The sequence below is a fragment of the Sinomonas sp. ASV486 genome, from assembly GCF_030908215.1.
Classification (GTDB): domain Bacteria; phylum Actinomycetota; class Actinomycetes; order Actinomycetales; family Micrococcaceae; genus Sinomonas; species Sinomonas puerhi.
Genome location: NZ_JAVFJK010000001.1, coordinates 80,304 through 102,832, shown reverse-complemented (window position 1 = coordinate 102,832; position 22,529 = coordinate 80,304). Strand labels below are relative to the sequence as shown.

Annotated in this window: 19 protein-coding genes; 5 read left to right on the top strand and 14 right to left on the bottom strand. The window is 69.3% G+C overall.

The window, feature by feature from the left end:
• Positions 1 to 59: 59 nt before the first annotated feature.
• Positions 60 to 938 carry a zinc metalloprotease HtpX gene (htpX, locus tag RBS60_RS00410; protein ID WP_307955542.1) on the bottom strand — a complete coding sequence of 293 codons (879 nt, stop codon included), beginning with the start codon at positions 936 to 938 and terminating at the stop codon, positions 60 to 62.
• 114 nt (positions 939 to 1,052) lie between these two features.
• Here htpX and RBS60_RS00405 point away from each other — a divergent pair, with 114 nt between their 5' ends.
• Positions 1,053 to 1,514, top strand: a complete 462-nt coding sequence (locus tag RBS60_RS00405; RefSeq protein WP_307955541.1) for a Fur family transcriptional regulator — start codon at positions 1,053 to 1,055, stop codon at positions 1,512 to 1,514.
• 66 nt (positions 1,515 to 1,580) lie between these two features.
• Positions 1,581 to 3,035, top strand: coding sequence for a catalase (locus RBS60_RS00400; RefSeq protein ID WP_307955540.1), 1,455 nt, complete (start codon positions 1,581 to 1,583; stop codon positions 3,033 to 3,035).
• Positions 3,036 to 3,143: 108 nt separating this feature from the next.
• On the opposite strand, the gene RBS60_RS00395 is transcribed toward RBS60_RS00400, so the two are convergent.
• The 4 genes from RBS60_RS00395 to RBS60_RS00380 all read right to left on the bottom strand — a co-directional run bounded on the left by RBS60_RS00395 (position 3,144) and on the right by RBS60_RS00380 (position 8,682).
• The gene (locus RBS60_RS00395; RefSeq protein ID WP_307955539.1) at positions 3,144 to 3,743 is read right to left on the bottom strand and encodes a TetR/AcrR family transcriptional regulator; all 600 of its coding nucleotides are present in this window, start codon (positions 3,741 to 3,743) and stop codon (positions 3,144 to 3,146) included.
• A gap of 78 nt (positions 3,744 to 3,821) precedes the next feature.
• Positions 3,822 to 5,330, bottom strand: a complete 1,509-nt coding sequence (locus RBS60_RS00390) for an amino acid permease (protein WP_307955538.1) — start codon at positions 5,328 to 5,330, stop codon at positions 3,822 to 3,824.
• Between the two features lie 120 nt (positions 5,331 to 5,450).
• A complete protein-coding gene (locus RBS60_RS00385) occupies positions 5,451 to 7,079 on the bottom strand; it encodes a sigma-70 family RNA polymerase sigma factor (RefSeq protein WP_307955537.1) in 1,629 nt (542 codons plus the stop codon).
• A 151-nt stretch (positions 7,080 to 7,230) separates the two neighbouring features.
• Positions 7,231 to 8,682, bottom strand: coding sequence for an FAD-dependent oxidoreductase (locus tag RBS60_RS00380; RefSeq protein WP_307955976.1), 1,452 nt, complete (start codon positions 8,680 to 8,682; stop codon positions 7,231 to 7,233).
• A gap of 144 nt (positions 8,683 to 8,826) precedes the next feature.
• Here RBS60_RS00380 and RBS60_RS00375 point away from each other — a divergent pair, with 144 nt between their 5' ends.
• Complete coding sequence (locus RBS60_RS00375) at positions 8,827 to 9,594, top strand: ABC transporter permease (RefSeq protein ID WP_307955536.1); 768 nt, start codon at positions 8,827 to 8,829, stop codon at positions 9,592 to 9,594.
• A gap of 35 nt (positions 9,595 to 9,629) precedes the next feature.
• Entirely contained in the window at positions 9,630 to 10,691 is a 1,062-nt protein-coding gene (rarD, locus tag RBS60_RS00370) for an EamA family transporter RarD (protein WP_374049185.1), read from the top strand.
• 207 nt (positions 10,692 to 10,898) lie between these two features.
• Here rarD and RBS60_RS00365 read toward each other — a convergent pair whose 3' ends face one another.
• From RBS60_RS00365 to gabT, 4 genes are all read right to left on the bottom strand, one after another.
• On the bottom strand, positions 10,899 to 11,783 hold the full coding sequence (locus RBS60_RS00365) for a type IV toxin-antitoxin system AbiEi family antitoxin domain-containing protein (protein ID WP_307955534.1): 885 nt from the start codon (positions 11,781 to 11,783) through the stop codon (positions 10,899 to 10,901).
• Between the two features lie 231 nt (positions 11,784 to 12,014).
• Entirely contained in the window at positions 12,015 to 12,341 is a 327-nt protein-coding gene (locus tag RBS60_RS00360) for a hypothetical protein (protein WP_307955533.1), read from the bottom strand.
• A gap of 2 nt (positions 12,342 to 12,343) precedes the next feature.
• Positions 12,344 to 13,219, bottom strand: coding sequence for a universal stress protein (locus RBS60_RS00355; protein ID WP_307955532.1), 876 nt, complete (start codon positions 13,217 to 13,219; stop codon positions 12,344 to 12,346).
• 113 nt (positions 13,220 to 13,332) lie between these two features.
• Entirely contained in the window at positions 13,333 to 14,691 is a 1,359-nt protein-coding gene (gene gabT / locus RBS60_RS00350; RefSeq protein ID WP_307955531.1) for a 4-aminobutyrate--2-oxoglutarate transaminase, read from the bottom strand.
• Positions 14,692 to 14,815: 124 nt separating this feature from the next.
• Between gabT and RBS60_RS00345 the strand changes: the two genes are divergently transcribed.
• Complete coding sequence (locus RBS60_RS00345; protein ID WP_307955530.1) at positions 14,816 to 16,249, top strand: PucR family transcriptional regulator ligand-binding domain-containing protein; 1,434 nt, start codon at positions 14,816 to 14,818, stop codon at positions 16,247 to 16,249.
• A 184-nt stretch (positions 16,250 to 16,433) separates the two neighbouring features.
• Here RBS60_RS00345 and RBS60_RS00340 read toward each other — a convergent pair whose 3' ends face one another.
• From RBS60_RS00340 to RBS60_RS00320, 5 genes are read right to left on the bottom strand one after another with little or no spacing between them, the layout of a single operon-like run.
• A complete protein-coding gene (locus RBS60_RS00340) occupies positions 16,434 to 17,900 on the bottom strand; it encodes an FAD-dependent oxidoreductase (RefSeq protein ID WP_307955529.1) in 1,467 nt (488 codons plus the stop codon).
• 30 nt (positions 17,901 to 17,930) lie between these two features.
• Positions 17,931 to 19,232, bottom strand: a complete 1,302-nt coding sequence (gene cobA / locus RBS60_RS00335) for a uroporphyrinogen-III C-methyltransferase (RefSeq protein WP_307955528.1) — start codon at positions 19,230 to 19,232, stop codon at positions 17,931 to 17,933.
• Positions 19,229 to 20,176 carry an ABC transporter permease gene (locus tag RBS60_RS00330; RefSeq protein WP_307955527.1) on the bottom strand — a complete coding sequence of 316 codons (948 nt, stop codon included), beginning with the start codon at positions 20,174 to 20,176 and terminating at the stop codon, positions 19,229 to 19,231. Before RBS60_RS00330 ends, cobA begins: the two co-directional genes overlap by 4 nt.
• A complete protein-coding gene (locus tag RBS60_RS00325) occupies positions 20,166 to 20,891 on the bottom strand; it encodes an ABC transporter ATP-binding protein (RefSeq protein WP_307955526.1) in 726 nt (241 codons plus the stop codon). Before RBS60_RS00325 ends, RBS60_RS00330 begins: the two co-directional genes overlap by 11 nt.
• Before the next feature lie 20 nt (positions 20,892 to 20,911).
• On the bottom strand, positions 20,912 to 22,081 hold the full coding sequence (locus tag RBS60_RS00320) for an ABC transporter substrate-binding protein (RefSeq protein WP_307955525.1): 1,170 nt from the start codon (positions 22,079 to 22,081) through the stop codon (positions 20,912 to 20,914).
• Between the last annotated feature and the right edge of the window lie 448 nt (positions 22,082 to 22,529).

The following is a 22,529-nucleotide window of genomic DNA, read 5'->3' as shown; positions in this document are numbered from 1 at the left end:
CAGGGCGGCATGGCGGAAGGAGACGACGAGCGGCGGATCCGGCTACTAGCCGATCTGGACTACTGGCCGATCTGGCGTCCCGCCATCTGCTCGAGGCGCGCGATCCTGTCCGCCATCGGCGGGTGGGTCGAGAACATGCGCTGGAGGCCCGCTCCGCCGCGGAACGGGTTGGCGATCATGAGGTGGGAGGCGTTGACGAGCTTCTGGTCGTCCGCTGGGAGCGGCGCCGCACGGACTCCGCCCTCGATCTTGTTCAGGGCCGAGGCAAGCGCGAGCGGGTCGCCCGTGAGCTGGGAGCCGTCCTCATCCGCGTCGTACTCCCGCGTGCGCGAGATCGCGAGCTGGATGAGCGAGGCCGCGAACGGCGCGAGGAGGCTCAGCGCGAGCAGCGCGAACGGGTTCGCGTTGCGGTCCCGGCCCCCCCCGAAGAACATCGCGAACTGCGCTACGGAGGTGATGACGCCGGCCACGGCCGCGGCGATCGAGGACGTGAGGATGTCCCTGTTGTAGACGTGCATGAGCTCGTGCCCGAGCACCCCGCGCAGCTCACGAGCGTCGAGCAGCTGGAGGATTCCCTCGGTGCAGCAGACTGCGGCGTTCTTGGGGTCCCGACCCGTCGCGAACGCATTCGGGGACTGCGTCGGGGAGATGTAGATGCGCGGCATCGGCTGGTTGGCGCGCTGCGAGAGCTCACGGACGATCTGGTAGAGCCCCGGCGCCTGCTCCTCGGTGACGGGATAGGCCTGCATCGCGCGCAGCGCGATCTTGTCGCTGTTCCAGTAGCTGTAGAACGTCACGGCGACCCCGAGGGCGGCGAAGATCAGGATCGGCGATCCGCTCCGCGACCAGACGCCCACGAGCGCCCCGATTCCCAGCAGTACCGCCCAGAGCACGCCGAAGAGTGTGGCCGTCTTGAGCCCGTTGTGGTGTTTGTGCACGGTTCCTCCTGTACCTCCTGCCGCTTCAACGAGTATGGCCCCCCGCGCAGTTCCGCGGGATCGGTTAGGCTCACCTTATTGTGAACTTATCAAAATAAGTGTTTGAATGAGGCCATGGAACCGAGCGCGGAGCACATCGAATGGGCAACTGCCCTGCGAGCTCACGGACGCCGGGTCACCAAGCAGCGGCTTGCGGTGCTGGGTGCCATCGAGTCTCATCCGCACTCGTCGGCAGACGCGATCCTGGCCGCGGCCCGTGACGATCTGCCGGAGATCACTCCGCAGTCCGTCTACGTGGTCCTCGGCGACCTCACGGACCTCGGCATGCTGCGCCGCTTCGAACCGCCGCACTCCCCCGCCCTCTACGAGACGCGGGTCGGCGACAACCACCACCACGCGATCTGCTCGGTGTGCGGTCGCGTCGAGGACGTCGAGTGCGCCGTCGGCCATGCCCCCTGCCTCACCCCCAGCAATACCCACGGGATGACGATCATGATCGCGGACGTGACGTATATCGGCCTCTGCGCCGAGTGCGCCGCGAAGACTGCTCCGTCCGCTCCCACCCCCGCGGTCTGAACCGCACCACAGCTCCCCTCCCACGAAACCAGTACAGCGCAGTACGCGCGGAACAGAAGGAGAGACATGACGGTCAACTACTCGACCACCCAGTCCGGCGCCCCGGTCGCCTCGGATGCGCACGCCCAGTCAGTCGGTGCTGACGGCGCGATCATCCTCACGGATCACTACCTGATCGAGAAGCTCGCCCAGTTCAACCGCGAGCGCGTGCCGGAGCGCGTGGTCCACGCCAAGGGCGGCGGGGCCTTCGGCGTCTTCAAGACCACCGAGGATGTCTCGAAGTACACCAAGGCGGCCCTCTTCCAGCCGAACGTCGAGACCGAGATGCTCATCCGCTTCTCCTCGGTGGCCGGCGAGAACGGCTCCCCCGACACGTGGCGCGATCCGCGTGGGTTCGCCGTCAAGTTCTACACGACCGAGGGCAACTACGACCTCGTGGGCAACAACACCCCGGTGTTCTTCATCCGCGACGGCATCAAGTTCCCCGACTTCATCCACTCGCAGAAGCGACTCCCGGGCAGCCACCTCCGCGACGCGGACATGCAGTGGGACTTCTGGACGCTCTCCCCGGAGTCTGCCCACCAGGTGACGTGGCTCATGGGCGACCGCGGCCTGCCGAAGACGTGGCGTAACATGCAGGGCTACGGCTCGCACACCTACCAGTGGATCAACGCGGAGGGCGAGCGCTTCTGGGTCAAGTACCACTTCCACACGAACCAGGGCGTCGAGAACCTCACGGGCGAGGAGGCCGAGCGGATCGCCGGCGAGAACGCCGACTACTACATCCAGGACCTCTACGAGAACATCGCCGAGGCCAACTTCCCGAGCTGGGACCTCTTCGTCCAGGTCATGCCGTACGAGGACGCCAAGACCTACCGGTACAACCCGTTCGATCTGACGAAGACGTGGTCCAAGGAGGACTACCCGCTCATGAAGGTCGGCACGATGGAGCTCAACCGGAACCCGGAGAACTACTTCGCGCAGATCGAGCAGGCCGCGTTCGCGCCGTCGAACTTCGTGCCTGGCATCGCCGGGTCGCCGGACAAGATGCTCCAGGCGCGCATCTTCTCCTATGCTGACGCGCACCGCTACCGCGTGGGCACGAACCACGCGCAGATCCCGGTCAACGCACCGAAGAGCGAGGTGCGCAACTACAGCCAGGACGGCGCCGGCCGCCTGAGCTTCAACTCTGCGGCCGCCCCGGTCTATGCGCCGAACTCGCTCGGCGGCCCGGCCGCCGTCGAGTCCTCTGTGGCTGGCGGCGTCGGCGGCGGCTGGGAGAACGACGGCGAGCTCACGCTGTCCGCCCACTCCCTCCACGCCGAGGATGGCGACTTCGTTCAGCCGGGCATCCTCTACCGCGAGGTGTTCGACGACGCTGCGCGCGCCCGCTTCCTCGACACGATCGCAGGCGCCGTCGGGGGTGTGACGAGGGAGGACATCAAGGAGCGTGCGATCCAGTACTGGACGAACGTCGATGCCGACCTCGGCGCCAAACTCCGAGCAGAGCTCGGCAGGTAGAAGCTCGGCAAGTCAAGTCTCAGGCAACCCGAGCCTGATCCACGGGGAAGGCCCGGTGCACATGCACCGGGCCTTCCCCGTGTGGAGCAGCAGTCCGATGGTCCCGCATCAGGACACGCGGTGATGGGCCGCCCCTTCGTACTGCGCGACGAACGCCTCGGACAGGAGGTCGAAGCTCTCGAGCACGGCGCGCTTGTCCCCCGTGATGACGAAGTCGTAGAGGAGCCCAAGGATCGATCCGACGTAGAGTCGCGCCAAGGCATCAGCCCGTTTGGCCGCGACGCCCTGGCCGCGCAGCCAGCGCGCGAGGAACCCGCGCCAGCGCGCGTAGCTCGCGACGCCGGCTCCCCGCGGTCGCTCGGCCACCACGTCCTGGACGGACGCCTCGAACTCGAGGCGCTGGAGGTGCCGGCCGCGGTGGTCGAGACACAGTTCGAACGCCTTGCGGGCCCACACCACAAAATCGCTGGGCGAGGCGGATGCGGGAGTCCCGGACTCGAGGGGCTCGTATCGCCCCATGATGCCGTGGATGATCTCCGTGACGAGCTGCTCGCGGCTGCCGAAGTGGTAGACGAGCACATAGCTGCTGATGCCCAGTCCGTCCGCGAGGCTGCGGAAGGTCAGGTCGGCGAGGGTCGAGTCGAGGAGGAAGTCCAGGATCTGGTCGAGCAGTTCGTACTTGCGTTCGGGCCGTGGGGGTCTCGCCATGACGCCCATCATAGACTCGATCACTCATCTTTGTGACAAGACTTGCAATATCTTGCCCACTTCCTGCACAGCACGCGACTACTTCGGAGCGTCCTCGACTGCTCGGCGCTCCGCTGCGAAGCGCTCGTTGAGTCGCGAATGGCGCTGGCCATACGTGAAGTAGATGAGGAGGCCTACCACGAGCCAGCCCGCGAAGTAGATCCACGTCTCGACCGCGAGGTTGGTCATGAGGTACAGGCACAGGAGAGCGGAGACGATCGGGATCACCTTGCCGAACGGCACCCGGAAGGCCGGCTTGAGGTCGGGGCGCTTCCGGCGCAGGACGATGATGCCGAGGCTGACGACGACGAATGCCGAGAGCGTGCCGATGTTGATCATCTCCTCGAGCACGTCCACCTTCGTGAGGCCCGCAACGAGGGCCACCGCAACGCCGCAGATGATCTGCACGCGTGCCGGCGTGGAGCGCTTGGCGCTTGTCACGGACAACGCGTGCGGGAGGAGTCCATCGCGGCTCATCGCGAGGATCACCCGGGCGAGGCCCATGAGGAGCACCATGATCACGGTGGTGAGGCCGACGAGGGAGCCGAACGCGATGACCTTGGCGGCATCGGTGTTGCCCACGGCTTCGAACGCGGTGGTGAGGGTCGGCGCCTCGGCCTGGGCCAAGACCGTGTAGGGCACCATCCCCGTCAGCGCGAGGGAGACGAGGATGTAGAGGAGCGTCACGATGGCCAGACCACCGAAGATCCCCCGCGGGAGCGTCCTCTGCGGGTCCTTGACCTCCTCGGCGCTCGTGGCCACGACATCGAAGCCGATGAACGCGAAGAAGACGAGTGCCGCCCCGCCGAACACGCCGAAGAGTCCGTAGTGGGCCGGGGCCGAGCCGGTGAGGAACGAGAACAGGGACTGCTGGAGGACCTCGGTGCCACCCGCGCTCTTCGCGGCCACGGCGTCCGGGATGAAGGGCGCGAAGTTCTCGGCCTTGACATAGAAGAAGCCGACGACGATCACGAACAGCACGACGGCGATCTTGATGACCGTGAAGACGTTGGCAACCCGGGCCGAGAGTTTGGTGCCGATCACGAGGAGCGCCGTGAAGACCGCGACGATAAGGAAGGGCCCCCACACAAGCTCGATGGGTCCGAACTGGATGCTGGGCGGGACATCGAGGCCTGCGAGCGAGAACACCTTGCTGAGGTAGATGCCCCAGTACTTGGCGATCACGGCAGCAGCGGTGAAGAGCTCGAGGATGAGGTTCCACCCGATGATCCAGGCCAGCAGCTCGCCCATCGTCGCATAGGTGAAGACGTAGGCCGAGCCGGCAACCGGGATCGCGGTGGCGAATTCGGCGTAGCACATGATCGCGAGCGCGCACGCGACGGCGGCGATGGCGAAGGAGAGCGTGACCGCGGGGCCCGCGAAGTTGGCTGCGGCCTTGGCACCGACGGAGAAGATGCCAGCGCCCACTGCGACGGCGACTCCCATGATCATGAGGTCCCACGTGCTCAGCGAGCGTTTGAGACGGCGACCCGGCTCGTGTGTCTCGGCGATAGTCGCCTCGATCGGCTTGGTGCGGAAAATCTGCATCCCGGACTCCTGATGCTTCAGGGAATTGAACAAACCCGTCTACTTTACGAGTCCAGCCAGTGAGATCTTCACCGGGTCTCACATGATGAGACGACTCGTGCGGACTCCGGCGCCGCGGGTTCAGGTGCCGAAGGTGACCGGCTGGGCCAGCGTGCCGAGCGACGCCGTGGCGCTGACCCCGGACAGCGACTGCTGGGTGGTGGTCCAGACGACGCCCACTGCAGGAAGCGCCCCGCCCTTGAGCACGCCTTGATGCGTGCAGTGCACGGTGCTGCCCGCGGTCGTGCAGTTCCAGCCGTTGCCAGTCACGGTGAACGTGCCCTGGGCGGTCCCGGGGTACGTGATGTCGAGTGTGACCGTGGCCGTCTGCTGCTTCCCCGAGGCGAGGTCCGCCGATACCGCGAACCTGTCGGTCCGCTGCCCGCGGCTCGCGGACCACGTCTGGGCGAGCGAGCCCGACAGGACATAGGGGAACCCCATCGGGGCTGGCGCTGGGCTGGCAGTGGGCGCAGGCGTCGGGGCGGGCGTGGTGGGGAAGGCAGCGGGCGCAACCGCCACGGGCGGCGCCGGAGCGGCAGCAAGGGGGACCAGCACCGGCGCGGGTCCGGCCGGTGGCGCGACGGGCACTGCTGCCGGCGGATCATAGGCCAGCGCGGGTGTCTCATCGGCCGGGGCGGACTCCGGCGCCGGTTCCTCGGGGATCGGCGACGCCGCAGACTCAGCCGTCACGGCCGGTGCGGGAGTACTGGGTGCAGGAAGGCTCGGCGTGACGGCTGCCGCGGGGGGCTGCTCCGACGTCGTCGGCGCCTCCAGCACCCCGAACGCGATGCTGCCGGCCACGACGGTGACGGTCGCGGCGCCGGCAAGGACCGCGTTGCCGATGCCCATCTTCTCGATGATCTGCCGGAACCACTCGGCGATGGCAAGGAAGATCCCGCCCACAGCCGCCTTCGACGCAGCCACGGGGACGAAGGCGAGGCCGGTGACGAGCGGGAAGACGACGCCCCGCATGCCGTAGCCCACGTCTTGGATCTGCAGGAGGGCAGCGGTGCACCGAGGGCATTCCTCGAGGTGCTCTCTCACCTTCGCCTCGTTGCGGGGGCTCAGGGCGCCACGCGCGTGGGCACCGAGCTTGTCGGCGAATGGCGCGCACTTGTCCTCGACCGCGCTCGCATCCACATGGGCTTGGAGGTAGGCCTGCCGCAGCCCCTCCCGGGCGCGCAGCGCCAGCGCCGAGACGCCGTTGGCCGAGAGCCCTAGCAGCGGGGCCACGGCCGCAGGCGTCAGGCCGTCCACCTCGGTGTACCAGAGAACGGCCTGCCAGCGCTCCGGGAGAGTCCTGAAGGCCGTCGAGACGGTGTCCGATTCGAAGCCCACCATGACCGGGTCGTCGTAGACCTGCTCTCCCTCATACTTCTCCATCTCGTCGCTGGGCGTCTGGCGGCTCGCCTTGACGTTGCCGCGGGCCGCGAGCCGCGAAATGGAGGTGAAGAGGTACGCGCGGAAGAAGACGTCGGGACCCGAGCCGCCCGTGATCGCGGTGAAGACGTTCGTGAATCCCTCGGCCGCGAGATCCTCAGCGTCCGAGGCGTTGCGGGCGTACCGGCGGGCAAGGCCCACGGCCGCGGCGCGATGGCGGCTGAAGAGCTCGCCGTAGGCCTCAGTGTCACCTGCGCGCACCTGCGAGATGAGCTCGGCGTCGCTCGCCGTCTCGGGGGCTTCTCCCACCAGTGCATCTGTCGCCGTCATGAGTGGCTGTCCCCCCGCCCGAACGTGTCCGTAGTGTGCTGACTCGGTGCCATCAGTGGCGCGGCCCGGACGCAACACAGGCCAGCTGGTGCAGACGGGCCCCGGGCCATTCTATAACGCGGTCCCCCAAGGCCGGCAGCGCAGCCGGCGCTCAGCCGCCGTTCTCGGACTGGCCCTCACGCGAGATCCGCACCATGTCCTCGCGGGGCACCACTTTGACGCGCTCGCGCTTGACCTGCTCTCCGCTGGCGCCGCGCTCGGCCGCCTCACCGCCGTCGGCCTTCGTCCAGGCCTCGCCGAGCGCCTTCTCGTGGGCGTCGAGCTCGTTCCAGCCCGCCCACGTCGTGTACTCGACGCCACGCTCCTCGAGCAGGGCGATCACGGCGTGCTCGTCCGGGACCTCGGCCGGGGGCAGCGAGTCGCGGTCCTCGAGGAGGCAGCCGATCGTCTCGAGGGCGTCGCCCTTGGTGTGCCCGATGAGGCCCACGGGGCCGCGCTTGATCCAGCCGGTCGTGTAGAGGCCGGTCATGGGGACGCCGTCCTCGTCGAGCACACGGCCGCCCTCGTTCGGGATGACGCCGCGGCGGGCGTCATACTGGATCTCGGCCAGCTCGGATCCGCGGTAGCCGATCGCCCGGTACACGGCCTGGACGGAGTAGTCCTCGAACTGGCCCGTGCCGCGGACGTTGCCGGTGCCGTCCAGCTCCATGCGCTCGAACCTGATGCCCGCCACGTGACCCGGGGTCTCGGGCGAGTCGTAGATCTCCACCGGGCTCTGCAGGAAGTGCAGGTGCAGGCGCCGTGAGGCACCCGTGTCCTGATCCTCGGCGATCCAGTTCGCGAGCGTGTTGACCATCGTCTTGACCTGGTTGTTCGTCTTGATGGCCTCGTCCGAGGCGTCGTCGAACTCGAAGTCCTCCGGGTACAGGACAATGTCGACGTCCCGAGCGTGGGAGAGTTCGCGCAGCTCGAGCGGGGTGAACTTGACCTGCGCCGGACCGCGGCGGCCGAACACGTGCACGTCGGTCACGGGGCTGGCATTGAGCGCCCGGTAGACGTTGTCGGGGATCTCGGTCACGAGCAGGTCGTCGGCGTGCTTCGCGAGCATCCGCGCGACGTCGAGCGCCACGTTGCCGTTGCCGATCACCGCGACCTCCTTCGCCGTCAGCGGCCACTCGCGGGAGACGTCCGGGTGGCCGTCATACCAGGACACGAAGTCCGCCCCGCCGAAGGAGCCCTCGAGGTCGACGCCCGGGATGTCCATCGGCGCATCCTTGAGCGCACCGGTCGCGAAGATCACCGCATCGTAGAAGCCGCGGATGTCCGCGAGCGCGAGGTCACGGCCGTAGGTCACGTTGCCGATGAAGCGGATGTCCCCGCGGTCAAGGACCCGGTGGAGTGCGTTGACGATGCCCTTGATGCGGGGGTGGTCCGGGGCCACGCCGTACCGGATGAGCCCATACGGGGCCGGGTACTGGTCGAAGAGGTCGATGCTCACCTCGAAGTCCCCGTCCTTGACCTCGTTGGACTTGGTCAGGATGTCCGCAGCATAGACGCCGGCCGGGCCGGCTCCGATGATGGCAACCCGCAACGGCCGTTGCAGGGCACCGGCATCGCCTCGCTCGGACGGACCGTCCTGTGCGGGACCGCTTTGCGCGGTGCTTTCTGCGGGAGCTTCGGACACGTCGGATTCCTTCCGGAGGTCAGCGCGCGGGTCGGGGGCGCACAGCCTCCTATTGTAGTTCTCGTGCAGACGTCAACGCTTCTGGGACTCGGGCCCGGCGTTGCCGCCGCCGTCGTCATCCTCGCCGCCCTCGCCGCCGCTGTCCACCGCTGGGCGCTCGACGGCGGGTGGCTCCCCCCGCTTACGGCGAGCCTGCGCGCGGTGGTCCAGCTCGCCGTCGTCGCCCTCCTCGTGGCCCAGCTCGGGCAGAATCCGTGGCTCGCGCTCGGCTTCGCGCTCCTGATGTTCGTCATTGCGACTGTCACGTCCGGCCGCCGAGTGGACCGAGGGCGCTGGTGGTGGTCGGCGGGACCCATCGCCGCAGGCGTGCTGCCCGCCACTGCCGTGCTCCTGGTCACCGGGGTGCTGCCGTTCGCGGGCCTGGCGCTCATCGCACTCATCGGGCAGCAGGTGGGCGGGGCGATGACGACCACGAGCCTCGCCGGCCGCCGCGTGGTCGCCGAGCTCGCGGGGCGGCGCGGGGAGGTCGAGGCCGCCGTGGCCCTCGGCTTCGAATGGCCGGCCGCTCGGCTCCTTGTCGCGAGGCACACGGCCCGCGAGGCGCTCGTCCCTGCGTTGGACCAGACTCGGACCGTGGGCACGGTGACCCTGCCGGGGGCGTTCGTGGGCATGGTCCTCGGCGGGGCGAGCCCGGTGGACGCCGCCATCGTCCAGCTCGTGGTGCTCGTCTCACTCATGGCCGTCGGGAGCCTCTCGGCCGCTACGACGCTGTGGTTGTGCGCTTCAGGGGGCTGGGGACTGAGTACGGCAGGCCTCGCGCGGGAGGTCTGAGGAATAATTCCTTCAAGGCCCGGGCTGCTACGTTCGTGACCGTGAAACCCGATGCCTCAACCCGGCCCGCGACAGCGACTGCCCCTGCCCGAGCGGGCCTCCTCTTCGGCATCGGTGCCTACGGTCTCTGGGGGCTGCTCCCCCTGTACTTCCTGACCCTCGCCCCGGCCGGTCCGGTGGAAATCGTGTCCGATCGCGTCCTGTTCTCCCTCGTGGTGTGCTTTGTGCTCATCGCCGTGACCCGGGCCTGGCGGTCGCTCGGCGCCGTGCTGCGCAGCGGGCGGGTCTTCTGGGCCCTCGCCCTCGCGGCCGCTCTCATCGCGGTGAACTGGCTCACGTACACGTTCGGCGTACTCACCGGGCACACGATCGAGGCCGCCCTCGGGTACTTCATCAACCCGCTCGTGTCGGTGCTCCTGGGCGTGCTCGTGCTCAAGGAACGGCTGCGGCCGATCCAGTGGGCGGCGGTCGGCACAGGCGCGGTCGCCGTCGTCGTGCTCACGGTGGCCTACGGCCAGGTGCCGTGGATCGCGCTCATCCTGGCCTTCAGCTTCGGCTTCTACGGGCTGGTCAAGAACCGCGTCGGCGCAAAGGTCGATGCCGTCACGAGCCTCACGGTCGAGACGATCGTGCTCGCTCCCGTGGCCCTCGGCGTTGTGGTGTGGCTCGGCGTTGCCGGCACACTCACCCTCACAGGCTACGGTGCGGGCCACTTCTGGCTCCTGGCTGCGAGCGGCATCATCACGGCCGTGCCGCTGCTGTTCTTCGGGGCGGCCGCCCGACGGCTGCCCATGACGACCATCGGGCTCCTGCAGTACATCGCACCGGTCATGCAGTTCATCATGGCCGTGACCGTGCTCGGGGAGCACATGGCGCCCGAGCGGTGGATCGGCTTCGGCATCGTGTGGCTCGCCCTCGCGGTCCTGACGGCGGACATGCTGCTCGTCTCACGGCGGCGCCGGATGAACCTGCGCCGGGCTGGGCTCGCGACCCAGTCCGAGGCCCAGTCAGCGGCGGACTTGGCGGACCGGGAGGACAGTGCCGCGGTGGCTGCGCAGACCTCCACCGGCCAGCTCCGCGCCCCGCACGAGGCCTGATCGGGCAGGCCGAGGTCTGCAAGCCTCTTGGCAGGCTCTCGGCGGCATAACGGGCCGTGGCGCGCGCATGTTATGCCGGTCGGGGCCTGTCGTGCTCGGGTCGGTGGCGTGTACCGGGGCCCGAACGCGTCAGGCCGTGACCTTCCGTGCCCTCGCGAATGCCGATTCGAGCTTCGCGATGATGACGCCCGGGGTCTCGAGATCGGCTCATCGCGTCCTCACCACGGTCCACCCCTCCTCCATGAGCGCGACCTCGCGTCTGCGCTCGAGGAGGAGCGCTTCGGCCGTCGGGCGGTAGTCGAAGTACTTGGAGTCACCGTCGAACTCCAGAATGACCAACAAGTCGGGCCACGCGAAATCCGCCCGGAACAGACCATGGATCGTCGGAATCTCATATTGAAGGTGCGGAGCAGGGAGTCCTGCGGCCGCCAGAGCCAAGCGGGTCCGCGTCTCGCCCGCAGACTCGGACCTCCCGTCGAGGACCGCCAACAGGTCCTCCACCTTCCGCGATCCTCGTACCACCCGGGTCCGCTCGGCGGCCGCCCGGATGCGCTCGATCGTCACCCCTCGCCGCAGTGCGCTGTCCCCGATGATCGCGGCGCGCTCGATGTCCAGAGTGCGGGCACAGTCCGCGACCGTGCGTTCTACACCGACCGCTGTGGCGATGCGGCCCGGTGCGATCGCCACTCGTGCCAGGTCAACCTCGGGCACCGGGAGCGAATGTGCGACGACGTCGACTCCGTGGCTCGTCTTCGAGCCGGAGTACGGCACCGTGACGTGCACCTTCGGGCCGACGTCCCACGTGCTGAGCCCGTGAGCGCGTGCGCCCGACGTATGGCTGTATACGGCGGAGCCGCCGGTCGACAGCCAGTGCGCCTCGATCCTCAACCGGTCCTGTTCCAAAGGCTTGAGTGACAGCCACGTAGTGCGGCGGACGTACACGCCGCGCCGTAGCCGGACAAGCTCCCGCCGCTTCACGGCCTCGGTGAGGACCCTGTGGTCAACGCCGCGCGCCGCGAGTTCGCGGGTCGACGCGACAGTCACGTCTGGCCATCGCTCATCGAAGAAGTTGGTCAGGGTCGGTGTGCTCATGGCGGCAGTCTCGCGCTCCCGGGAAGGCCGAGTCGCCCTACTGGCGAGCCATGTGGATAACACGTCCCGAAGCGCCGGGTCCGTTGGCAGGCCCAGAACGGCGTGGCAGGTGCTGGTGCGGGCCTGCTGTGCCGTTCAGGGCCTGCTGTCGCGCTCAGGACCTGCGGCGCTGGTGGGGGCCTGCTGTGCCGCTCGGGGTCCGATGTGGCGCTGGAGGCCCGTCCGCGTTCCCTACGCGGCCGGGTCGCCCTCGGGCGGGGCGGTGCCCTCGGCCTCGACGTCGAGAGCGACTCCCGTGGACCGGGTCAGCGCCTCGTCGAAGTCGCCGTCGGAGCAGACGTCGACGCGGGTGAGGGCGATGCAGTGGGCCGCTGCGGCGGTGCGGAGGTCGTTGGACACGCACGTTGCCGCCAAGTGCAGGAGATGGCCGCCGGACGGGACGGCGAAGGAGACTTCCGTCGCGCCCGTCTTGTGGTGCCGGATGAGGATCCCCTCGGTCGACACCGCCCCTGCCCGCCGACCGGGCGCCGAGGTGATGTTCGCCGCGAAGTCCGTCACCGCTATCCCAGTGGGTGGGACTCGGCACGCTCGTAGTCGCGCGGGACCACGACCATGGGCACGGGCAGGGAGCGCAGGACTTTGTTCGCGGTCGAGCCCAGGAACAGCTGGTTCTTCTGGGCGAGCCGGCTCGATCCGACGAGCACGAGTTCGCCGTCGAGCCAGTCGAGGCTGTCCACGGCCTCCTCGAACGTGCGCCCGTGCGCCACCTCGACACTCGCCTCATGGCCGGGCGGGAGGCGGTGCGCGGCCTCCGTGAGGACGGTGTTCGCGTGGCGGTGGGCGGCGTTGATGTTCTCGCCGAAGTCGTCGGCCCGCTCATCGAGCTCCACGAGGGAGACGAACCGCAGCGGCACGTTCCGCCGCCCGGCGGCGACCAGTGCGACGTCGACCGCGGCCTCTGACCCCTCGCGCCGGCCGATGAACGCTGTGATGCGCTCGATCGGATCCATGCGGTGATAGCCACGCGGCGCGAGTGCGACCGGGATCGGCGAGGCGTGCAGGAGCGCGTTCGCAACGGAGCCGACCGTATACCGCTTGAAGAGTCCGTTGCTGGCGGCGCCGACCACGATGAGTGCGGCCTCGAACTCGACGCCGGCCTCGATCAGGGTCGCGGCGAACGAATGGCCGTGCCGCACATGGAATGTCGCCTCGACGTCGGAAGGGACCAAAGCGAGGGCCTCGCGTTGGGCGGTGAGAGTCTGCTGCTCCTCGGGGTGGACCCGTTTGCCGTCCGGATTGGCCGCAACGTAGGGGGCGTCCTCCCCGATGACGAGCATGAGGTCCAACGAGGCGCCCTGGGCTCGCGCGATCGCGACGGCCAGGGCCACCGCATCCGCTCCCCGCTGGTCTGCCTGGTAACCGACGACGTAACGCATGGCCCACCCTTCCTTCAGGTCGAGTCACGGCAGACGGCGAGGGCGCCCGGGGTATCCGGGCGCCCTCGTCCCGGTCTGCGGCTGATACCGCAGACTCTACCGGGAAGTGATGCCTACGCGACGGCGCGGATCGCCGCCTCGAGCACATCGAGTCCGTCGTTGAGCAGCTCATCGTTGATCACGAGCGGAGGCAGGAGCCGGATCACGTTGCCGTAGGTGCCGCACGTGAGGATAATGACGCCTTCCTTGAGGCAGTAGTCGGCGATCGCCTTGGTCGTGGCGGCGTCCGGCTCCTTGGCCTGGGCGCTGCCGCGCTTGACGAACTCGAGCGCCAGCATGGCCCCGCGGCCGCGGATCTCGCCGATGATGCCGTTCTCGCCGAGCTCCGCCTGAAGCTTGCCGAAGCGCTCCTTGACGGTCGCCTCGATCTCGCGGGCGCGGCCGCGCAGGTCCTGGGAGTCCATGGTCTCGATCGCGGCGAGCGCGGCGGCGCAGGCCACCGGATTGCCGCCGTAGGTGCCGCCCAGACCGCCGCCGTGGACGGCGTCGAGCAGCTCGGCGCGGCCCGTGACCGCGGAGAGCGGCATGCCGCCCGCGATGCCCTTCGCCGTCGTAATGAGGTCCGGGACGACGCCCTCGTGCTGAACGGCGAACCATTCGCCCGTGCGGGCGAAGCCGGACTGGACCTCGTCCGCGATGAAGACGATGCCGTTCTCCTTCGCGAACTCGGCGAGGCGCGGCAGGAAGCCCTCGGCCGGGACGATGAACCCACCCTCGCCCTGGATCGGCTCGATCACGATGGCCGCAATCTGGTCGGCGCCGATCTGCTTGCTCATGGTCAGGATGGCGCGCTCAGCGGCCTCCTTGCCTGTGATCTGCGCGTTCTCCTCGCGGAACGGGTAGCTCATGGGCGCGCGGTAGATCTCGCTGGCGAACGGTCCGAAGCCGTACTTGTACGGCATGGCCTTCGCAGTGAGGCCCATCGTGAGGTTCGTGCGGCCGTGGTAGGCGTGGTCGAAGGCGACGACGGCGCTGCGGCCCGTGGCGACTCGGGCGATCTTGATCGCGTTCTCGACGGCCTCGGCACCGGAGTTGAACAAGACCGTGCGCTTGGCGTGGTGGCCCGGGGTGAGCTCGTTGAGCTTCTCGGCGACGGCGACATAGCCCTCGTAGGGCGTGACCATGAAGCACGTGTGCGTGAAGTGCTCGACCTGCTCCTTCACGGCGCCCACCACCGCCGCATCGGACGCGCCCACGGTGGTCACCGCGATGCCCGAGCCGAGGTCGATGAACGAGTTGCCGTCGACGTCATGGATGATGCCGCCGTCGGCGTCCGCGACGTACACCGGCACGGACGAGGCGACGCCCGCGGCGACGGCCGCTGCGCGACGTGCGGTGAGCTCGAGGGACCGAGGGCCCGGGAAGTCCTTGAGGACCTTGCGCTTCTGCTCGAGGCGGTACTGGATGTCCATGGATGCAATCCTTTCGTCGGTCCCAAGGTAATGCGAGGCAGGCCACAGCAGGAATGGCCGATCGCACGAGTCACCCGGCGCAACGTAGTGCGATCAACCAGCGCCCTTGCCTATAGTTGAACGCATGGCCCTCACCCTCGCCGAGCTCCTCAACCACGCCGATCTCGGCCTCCGGCTCGCGGGCTCCGCCACCGCCACGCTGCGCGAAGAGATCCGCTGGGTGGCCGTCACGGAGCTTGAGGATCCGGCGCAGTTCCTCACCGGCGGGGAACTCGTCCTCACCACCGGGGTCCGGCAGCGCACCGCCATCGAGCAACGCCGGTTCGTGCGCGTGCTCCGGCGGGCCGGCGCCCTGGGCATCGGTTTCGGCGTAGGCCTCGGGCACGACGAGATCCCGCCCGCCCTCATCGCAGAGGCGAACCGCTGGGGCGTGCCGGTGATCGAGGTCCCGTACCGGACGCCGTTCATGGCCATCGGGAAGCTCGTCGCCGATTCCCACTCGGCCGACCACTATGCGAGCCTCGAGCGCCTCATCGGCGCGCATCAGGTGTTGGCACGCTCGCTCCTAACGGGCGGCGGCCTCCACGAACTCCTCAAGCACCTCGGCACGATGCTCCACACCGAGATCATCCTGACCCAGTTCACAGCCCAGCTCTACGCCTCGGGACCCGAGGCAGGGACGCCCACCATGGACCGATGGGTCCCGTACCCCGTCCCAACCGGTCGCCGCGACGCGTGCACCCTGTGGGCCAGGAAGCCGTTCGAGGACACGGGGATCATCTCGTACGCGCAGAACCTCATCAGCATCGAGCTCAACAACCTCACGAAGCAGCGCCAATCCCAGCGGGCCCTCGCCGGGCAGGTGATCAACGACGTCGTGCGCGGAACCCTTGAAGCCGAGGAGGCCTCTCGCCGGCTCGCCGCGATCGGGGTGAACTCGACGAAGCGCAACGTGGTGCTGCTCGCCGAATCCGCCGCACACCACAAGAACCTGCGCGGTGCCACGCTCCCTGCCGCGCTCGACGGCGCGGTGACCGCGATGCTCGACCGCGACCTCGTGGTGGTGGTGGAGGACGACGGCGCCGCCGCGCCGAAGCTGGGCCGCCTCCTCTCCGACCACCTCACCGAGGCGGGGATCCACGCGACGATCGGTATAGGCGGTGCCTACACGAAGCCCAACGGCCTGCGCTGGAGCTACTTCGAGGCCAAGGATGCCGCCGCACGCGGCCTTGAGGTCAACGAGCCCGAGCGCCTGAGCATCACCTCGCTCCTGCTTGCGAGCGAGGACGTTCCCCTCGCGGACATGGCCGGGGAGGCGATCGGCCCGCTCGCCCGGTTCGACCGGCAGCACGGCGCGGAGCTCGTGCACACGCTCGAGACGTACCTCACCCTCAACGGCTCGGTGGCACAGGTCGCCGAGCAGCTCAACCTGCACCGGAACACCGTCCGCTACCGGCTCGGGCAGATCGCCGAGCTCACCGGGTACGACCCCGCCGTCACCGCCGACCGCGTGCAGCTGTACCTGGCCCTCGCGGTGAGGAAGGTCGCGAAGGCGTAGCGCACCCCTTCTCGCCGAAGTTGGTTCTGCGGCCCGGCCTCGGCGTCACACGGGGTGACCTCGCCCCCACACGGGGTGACGTCGGGCCCACACGGGGTGACCGCGGCACCACACCCAGTGACCTCGCCACCACACGGGGTGACCTCGCCCCCACACGGGGTGACATCGGCGAAGGAGGAGTCAGTCAGCCTACGACCGGGGCACCGTTCGAGATCTCGACCATGTCCTCGCGCGCCACGACCTTGACGCGCTCGCGCGCCACCGGGCCCTTGTGCGTCGGAGCCGGCTCCGCAGCGGCGCCCAGGGCCTTCTCATGCGCGTCGAGGGCGAGCCAGCCCTCCCACGTCGTGTACTCGATGCCCCGCTCGGCCAGCAGGTCCGTCACGGCGGCCTCGGCGGGGGCCTCGGCGGCGGGCAGGTCCTCGCGGGCATCGAGCAGGTGCCCGATGGTTTCGAGCGCATCGCCCTTCGTGTGCCCGATGAGGCCCACGGGCCCGCGCTTGATCCAGCCCGTGGTGTATACCCCCGGCACCAGCGAGCCGTCAGCGTCGAGGACGCGGCCGCCGTCGTTCACCACGACGCCGCGGCGATGGTCGAACTCCACGTCGGGCAGGGCCGAGCCGAAGTAGCCGATCGCCCGGTACACGGCCTGGACGGGGTAGTCGACAAACTCGCCGGTGCCCCGAACGGCGCCGGTCCCGTCGAGCTCCTGGCGCTCGAACCGGATCCCGGCCACGCGGCCGGGCGTCTCGGGCGAGTCGACGATCTCGACCGGGCTCTGCAGGAAGTGCAGGTGCAGGCGGCGCGAGGCGGTGAGCTCGGAGACATCCTCGGGCTGCTCGGCGATCCAGTTGGTCAGCGTGCCGACCATGGTCTTGACCTGGTTGTTGGTCTGGATCTCGCGGTCGGAGGCATCGTCGAACTCGAAGTCCTCGGGATAGAGGACGAGGTCGACGTCGTGCAAGTGGGACAGCTCGCGCAGCTCGAGCGGGGTGAACTTGACCTGGGCCGGGCCGCGGCGCCCGAACACGTGCACGTCGGTGACCGGGGACTCCTTGAGGATCCGGTACACGTTGTCCGGGATCTCGGTGACCAGGAGCTCGTCGGCGTGCTTCGAGAGCACGCGCGCGACGTCGAGCGCGACGTTGCCGTTGCCGATCACCGCAACCTCGCGCGCTTCGAGCGGCCACTCGCGCGGCACGTCGGGTTGGCCGTCATACCACGAGACAAAGTCGGCACCGCCGAAGGAGCCTTTGAGCTCGATGCCGGGGATGTTGAGGTCCGCGTCCTTGATCGCACCGGTCGCGAAGACCACGGCATCGTAGTGCCGCTGCAGGTCAGCCAGTGAGAGGTCCGTGCCATAGTCCACGTTGCCGAAGAAGCGGATGTCGCCGCGGTCCAGGACCTTGTGCAGCGCGTTGACGATGCCCTTGATGCGCGGGTGGTCCGGAGCCACGCCGTACCGGATGAGCCCGTACGGGGCCGGGTAGCGGTCGAACAGGTCGATGCTCAGCGTGAGCTCGCCCGAGGCAACGGGGGCGCTTTTCGTCAGCAGGTCCGCGGCGTACACGCCGGCGGGTCCGGAGCCGACGATGGCCACGCGAAGGGGACGCTGGGCGGTGCCCCGCGGGGCGGGGTTGAGGTTCGACACGGCTGTGTTCCTTCGGTTCGTTCTGAGGGTTCAGTGGAGTTGCGTGGTCAGGGATGCGCCGAGATCCGCGGTCGCGTAGGGGCTCACGCGCACGACGTCGCCGATCACGATCACCGCGGGGTTCGCGACTCCAACGGCGCGGGCACGGTCAACAATGGTACCCAGTGTCGCGATCGTGACGCGCTGATCGGGTGTCCAGCCGCGCTCGACGATGGCGACGGGCGTGTGCGCCGCGAGACCGCGCACACGCAGCACGGCGACGGACTCCGCGAGCCGGCGGACGCCCATGAGCAGGACGATCGTGTGGTCCGACCGGGCGGGAAGCTCGGCGAGCTCATCGTGGCCCGTCGCGACGCTAAAGCCCGTCGCGAGGCCGCGGTGTGTCACGGGGATGCCTGCGGCGGCAGGCACCGAGATGGCGCTCGTGACACCGGGGACCACCTCGACGTCGACGCCATGGCGCCGGCAGAACTCTGCCTCCTCGCCGCCGCGCCCCAGGACGTACGGGTCGCCGCCCTTGAGGCGCACGACGACGTTTCCGGCCAGAGCCTCGCGCACGAGGATCTCGTTGATCTCGTCCTGCGTGGCCTGATGTGCGCCGGGGGCCTTGCCGACCTCGATGACGCGCGGGCCGCCCGCCGCGGCGTCCCCGAGCTCAGCGAGGAGTCCACGGGGCCCGAGCCTGTCGGCCACGACGACGTCGGCCTCGGCCAGCAGCTGCCGGCCGCGGACCGTGATGAGCCCGGTATCGCCCGGACCCCCGCCCACGAGGGCGACCCGCCCGCCAAGGGACCGGCTGCCCGTGGGAGCGAGCCCCGCGCCGTCGTGCGCGTCCCGTCCGGGAGAGGTGCGGCGGTGCCGCCGCAGCGGCAGATTCCCGGTGCGCAGCGCCAGGACGATCGCGTCCTTGAGGGCCTTCGCGCGGCGCGGGTCTCCCCCGGCGTTCACGGCGACGGTGACGTCGTCGACCCGGGCGGTCGCGGGTGTCCAGGCGGCGGAGGCCTCGTGATCGGCGGCATTGACGCACCAGATGCGCCGACCCTCGGCCTCTGCGGCCACCCGCGCGTCCAGCTCCGGCAGGCCCGTCGCGGTCTGGACGAACCACACGCCCTCGAGATCAGACGTCGCGTAGCCGCGGCGCACCCACGTGACGAGGCCAGCCTCCGCGAGGCGCACGACGTCGTGCCCCGCCTCGGGCGCCACGACGGTCACCTTCGCGCCGGCGTCGAGCAGGCCACGGGCGCGGCGCGCAGCCACGGCGCCGCCGCCGACCACGAGCACGTCCCGGCCGAGAAGCCGCAGCGAGGTGGGGTACAGGTCGATGCCGCTCATCGCGTGCCTCCCGTGAGAAGTCCGCGGCGGGCGAGGATGCGCCGCTCGAGGGGTCCGAACACGGCCAGCTCGATCGCAATGCCGACGGCCAGGATCACAAGGATCGCGCTCATGACCACGCCCATGTCGCTCAGGGTCCGGCCCTGATCGAGAAGGGATCCAAGCCCGTACCCGAGAGTCCCGCCCACGGCGATGATCTCCGCGGCCATGAGCGAGCGCCACGAGAACGCCCACCCCTGCTTGAGCCCGGCCACATAGCCCGGAAGCGCCGCGGGGAGCACGATATGGAGCGCGAGCTCGGTCCGCGACGCGCCAAGGACCTTGCCGACGGACCGGTACTGCGGCGGGATCTGGTCGATCCCCGCAATGAGCCCGTTGATGATCGAGGGGATCGCACCCATGAGCACCACGAAGTACACGGTCGCATCGGTGAGTCCGAACCAGATGATCGCGGCCGGCACCCACGCGACGGACGGCAGGACCTGGAGGCCCGAGATGAGCGGGCCGAACGCGCGGCGGAGGGGCTTGACCTGGCCGAGGAGCAGCCCGAGCGGGGTCGCGACGAGCGCACTGACCGCGAAGCCGAGCAGCCCGCGCTGGAGCGAGGTCCAGACCGCTTCCTGGGCCCGGCCCTCCTTCCACAGCTCGCCGAGCGACGCCGCAACGTCAAGCGGGCCGGGGACGAGGTCGCGGCGCTTGAGGCCGAGCGTCACGTAGAGCTGCCAGGCGAGGATCAGGACCACGACGGCGGCAAGCGGCAGGAGCGCCCGTGACCAGTCCCGGTGGCGCCTGACGGTGTCCGACTGGAGCTGGTCGAGCCCTGATTCGAGGGCGCGGAGCTCCTCTCCGGTCGGCTCGCCGACGGTCGAGACGTTGGTGAGCGGCGGGAGGCCGCGGTCCTGGGAGGCCTGCGTGTCCTTTTCGAGCAGCGGATTACTTGGCATGGCGGGCGATCTCCTGCCGCAGTCGGGAGGTGAGCTCGGCTGTCAGGGCGGCGGCCGCGGCGGCGTCATGCTTCGTGGCGTCCGGGACAGACCACTCGGCGACGACGCGCCCGGGCCGCGACGAGAGCAGCAGGACGCGCTGTCCGAGCCGCACAGCCTCGCGGACGTTGTGCGTGACGAAGATGATGGTCCGCCCGGTCTCCCGCCAGATCCGGGTGAGCTCCTCGTGGAGGAGGTCGCGCGTGATGGCGTCGAGGGCCGCGAACGGCTCATCCATGAGGAGGACCTGCCGGTCCTGCGAGAGCGCCCGGGCCAGGGCGACGCGCTGCCGCATGCCCCCCGAAAGCTCGTGCGGGCGCTTGTCCGCGGCCTCGCCGAGGTGAACGAGGTCGAGGAGTTCGACGGCGCGTGCCCGCCGCTCCGCCTTCGGCACCCCGCGGAGCTTGAGCGCGAGCTCGATGTTGGCCCGTGCCGTGAGCCACGGGTACAGCGCGGCGTCCTGGAACATGAACGCGGCACCGTCCGCCGGGACCTCGAGCGCGCCAGCGGTGGGCCGCTCGAGACCGGCGATGATGTTCAGGAGCGTGGACTTGCCGCAGCCCGAGGCGCCCAGGAGTGCGACGAACTCGCCTTGGGCGATGGTGGCGTTGACGCTGTCGAGCACGGGCGCGCCAGCGCCGAAGCGCTTGCCGAGGTTCTCGAGCACTACGGTCATGTCTTGATCCTCTCGTCCCGTCAGTCCTGGCCCAGGCCAGCGGCGCTGACCTTCGCCTGGCCCGACAGTGCGTTCAGTGCGCGCAGGTCGAAGAGGCCGTGGAGGTCCGCGGTCTTCGTGACCCCTGCTGTGACGCCGTCCGCAAGGAGCTTGGAGTAGGCGCCCGCGAGCGGATCCGTGGTGAACGTGATGTTGCCCAGGGCCCGCTCGATGACGTCCGCGGGCAGCTCAGACCCTGCCGCGGCCTTGAGCGCCGCGTTGACGGTGCTCGCCTTCTGGGTGGAGGTCGCGCGGCTGAGCCAGTCGACGGCGGCGACGTGGCCCTTCAGGAGGGCTTCGACCGTCTGAGGATGCTGTGCAGCGAACGTCTTGTTGACGATGAGGATCGTGGTCGGGAACTCGCCGGGCTTTCCCGTGCCGCTGCCGTCCCACAGGTCCTTCTCGTCAACGAGCACGTTGGCGCCGGCCTGGAGCACGAGGCGGGACGCCCACGGCTCGGGGAGCCACGCGCCGTCGAGCTTGCCGTCCTGGAAGAGCTTGAGGGTCTGCGCGTTCTCGGTCGGGTTGATGGTGACGTCGCCGCCGCCGTTCGGGGTGGTCTTGAGGCCCTTCGACGCGAGGTACGCGCGGAGTGCCACGTCCTGGGTGCCGCCGAGCTGGGGCGTCGCGAGGACCTTGCCCTTGAGCTGCTCCGGGTCCGTGATGCCCGGCTTGACGACGAGCTGCGCGCCGCCCGCAGCCGCGCCCGCGATGACGGAGACGGACTCCCCGTGGCTCTGCACGAACGAGTTGATGGCCGGGTTCGGGCCGACGTATGCGGCGTCGATGGCGCCCGCGTTGAGCGCCTCGATCGCCGCAGGGCCCGCGTTGAACACCTGCGTGGTGAGGCTGTTGGTGCCGGCATCCTTGAGGGTGCCCGCGATGAGACCGTTCTGCACTCCCACGAGGGCGGGGGCGTGGGTGACGTTGCCGAAGTAGCCGAGCCGCAGCTGTGGTGCCGGGGTCCCGGTGGCGACGGACGACGTCGTGCGCTGCTCGCCGCTGTTCAGTGCTGTGGCGACCGCTGTGCCCGCACCGAGGAGGATCACGACGGCGGCCGCGATGCCGAGGGCGATCGCTCGCCCACGTTTCGGGGGACCCGAGTCGGCGGTGATGCGGATGGTTTCAGGGGTCTTGACGGTCTCGCTCATGGGAGGTTCCTCGATCTCGCAGTGTCGTCAGGTCTCGGACGGGGCCTATCGACGGGCCCGACATCGGGGCATTCGACGCCCGGTCCGGGTGGTGCGCTGCGTGATCATGGGTTCCAGCATGGAGGGACCCCGGGTGCGTGGCCAAGGGTCCGGTCACGGGCGTTCACGCTGCGTCACGAGACGTCACACGACGGGCCGGGGGTTCCGCCTCACCCGTCTGTGTGCCCCGGCCCGGTTGTCATTTCCCAATCACTCCGGCACGCGGCGTGTCGGCTCGAGAGTGCGTGTCGCGTTCCGAGAAGCGGGCAGGAGCGCACCACGTGCGAGCCGTGGGCCGAGGCCACACCCGGCAGGTGTTCGAAGAGGCGGGATTCACCGAGCTCGCGCACCCGACACCCCGTCGCGTGATCATGAACTTCGACTTCGCCCGGGCCTGACGTCCGGCTGC

What these genes read in the sequence shown, in the direction of transcription:
- RBS60_RS00355 (WP_307955532.1), bottom strand. Translation starts at nt 13,219, where the DNA reads ATGCGTTACGTCGTCGGTTACCAGGCAGACCAGCGGGGAGCGGATGCG.
- gabT (WP_307955531.1), bottom strand. Translation starts at nt 14,691, where the DNA reads ATGGACATCCAGTACCGCCTCGAGCAGAAGCGCAAGGTCCTCAAGGAC.
- cobA (WP_307955528.1), bottom strand. Translation starts at nt 19,232, where the DNA reads ATGAGCGGCATCGACCTGTACCCCACCTCGCTGCGGCTTCTCGGCCGG.
- RBS60_RS00320 (WP_307955525.1), bottom strand. Translation starts at nt 22,081, where the DNA reads ATGAGCGAGACCGTCAAGACCCCTGAAACCATCCGCATCACCGCCGAC.
- RBS60_RS00330 (WP_307955527.1), bottom strand. Translation starts at nt 20,176, where the DNA reads ATGCCAAGTAATCCGCTGCTCGAAAAGGACACGCAGGCCTCCCAGGAC.
- RBS60_RS00405 (WP_307955541.1), top strand. Translation starts at nt 1,053, where the DNA reads ATGGAACCGAGCGCGGAGCACATCGAATGGGCAACTGCCCTGCGAGCT.
- RBS60_RS00390 (WP_307955538.1), bottom strand. Translation starts at nt 5,330, where the DNA reads ATGCAGATTTTCCGCACCAAGCCGATCGAGGCGACTATCGCCGAGACA.
- RBS60_RS00345 (WP_307955530.1), top strand. Translation starts at nt 14,816, where the DNA reads ATGGCCCTCACCCTCGCCGAGCTCCTCAACCACGCCGATCTCGGCCTC.
- RBS60_RS00400 (WP_307955540.1), top strand. Translation starts at nt 1,581, where the DNA reads ATGACGGTCAACTACTCGACCACCCAGTCCGGCGCCCCGGTCGCCTCG.
- RBS60_RS00365 (WP_307955534.1), bottom strand. Translation starts at nt 11,783, where the DNA reads ATGAGCACACCGACCCTGACCAACTTCTTCGATGAGCGATGGCCAGAC.
- RBS60_RS00395 (WP_307955539.1), bottom strand. Translation starts at nt 3,743, where the DNA reads ATGGCGAGACCCCCACGGCCCGAACGCAAGTACGAACTGCTCGACCAG.
- RBS60_RS00385 (WP_307955537.1), bottom strand. Translation starts at nt 7,079, where the DNA reads ATGACGGCGACAGATGCACTGGTGGGAGAAGCCCCCGAGACGGCGAGC.
- RBS60_RS00325 (WP_307955526.1), bottom strand. Translation starts at nt 20,891, where the DNA reads ATGACCGTAGTGCTCGAGAACCTCGGCAAGCGCTTCGGCGCTGGCGCG.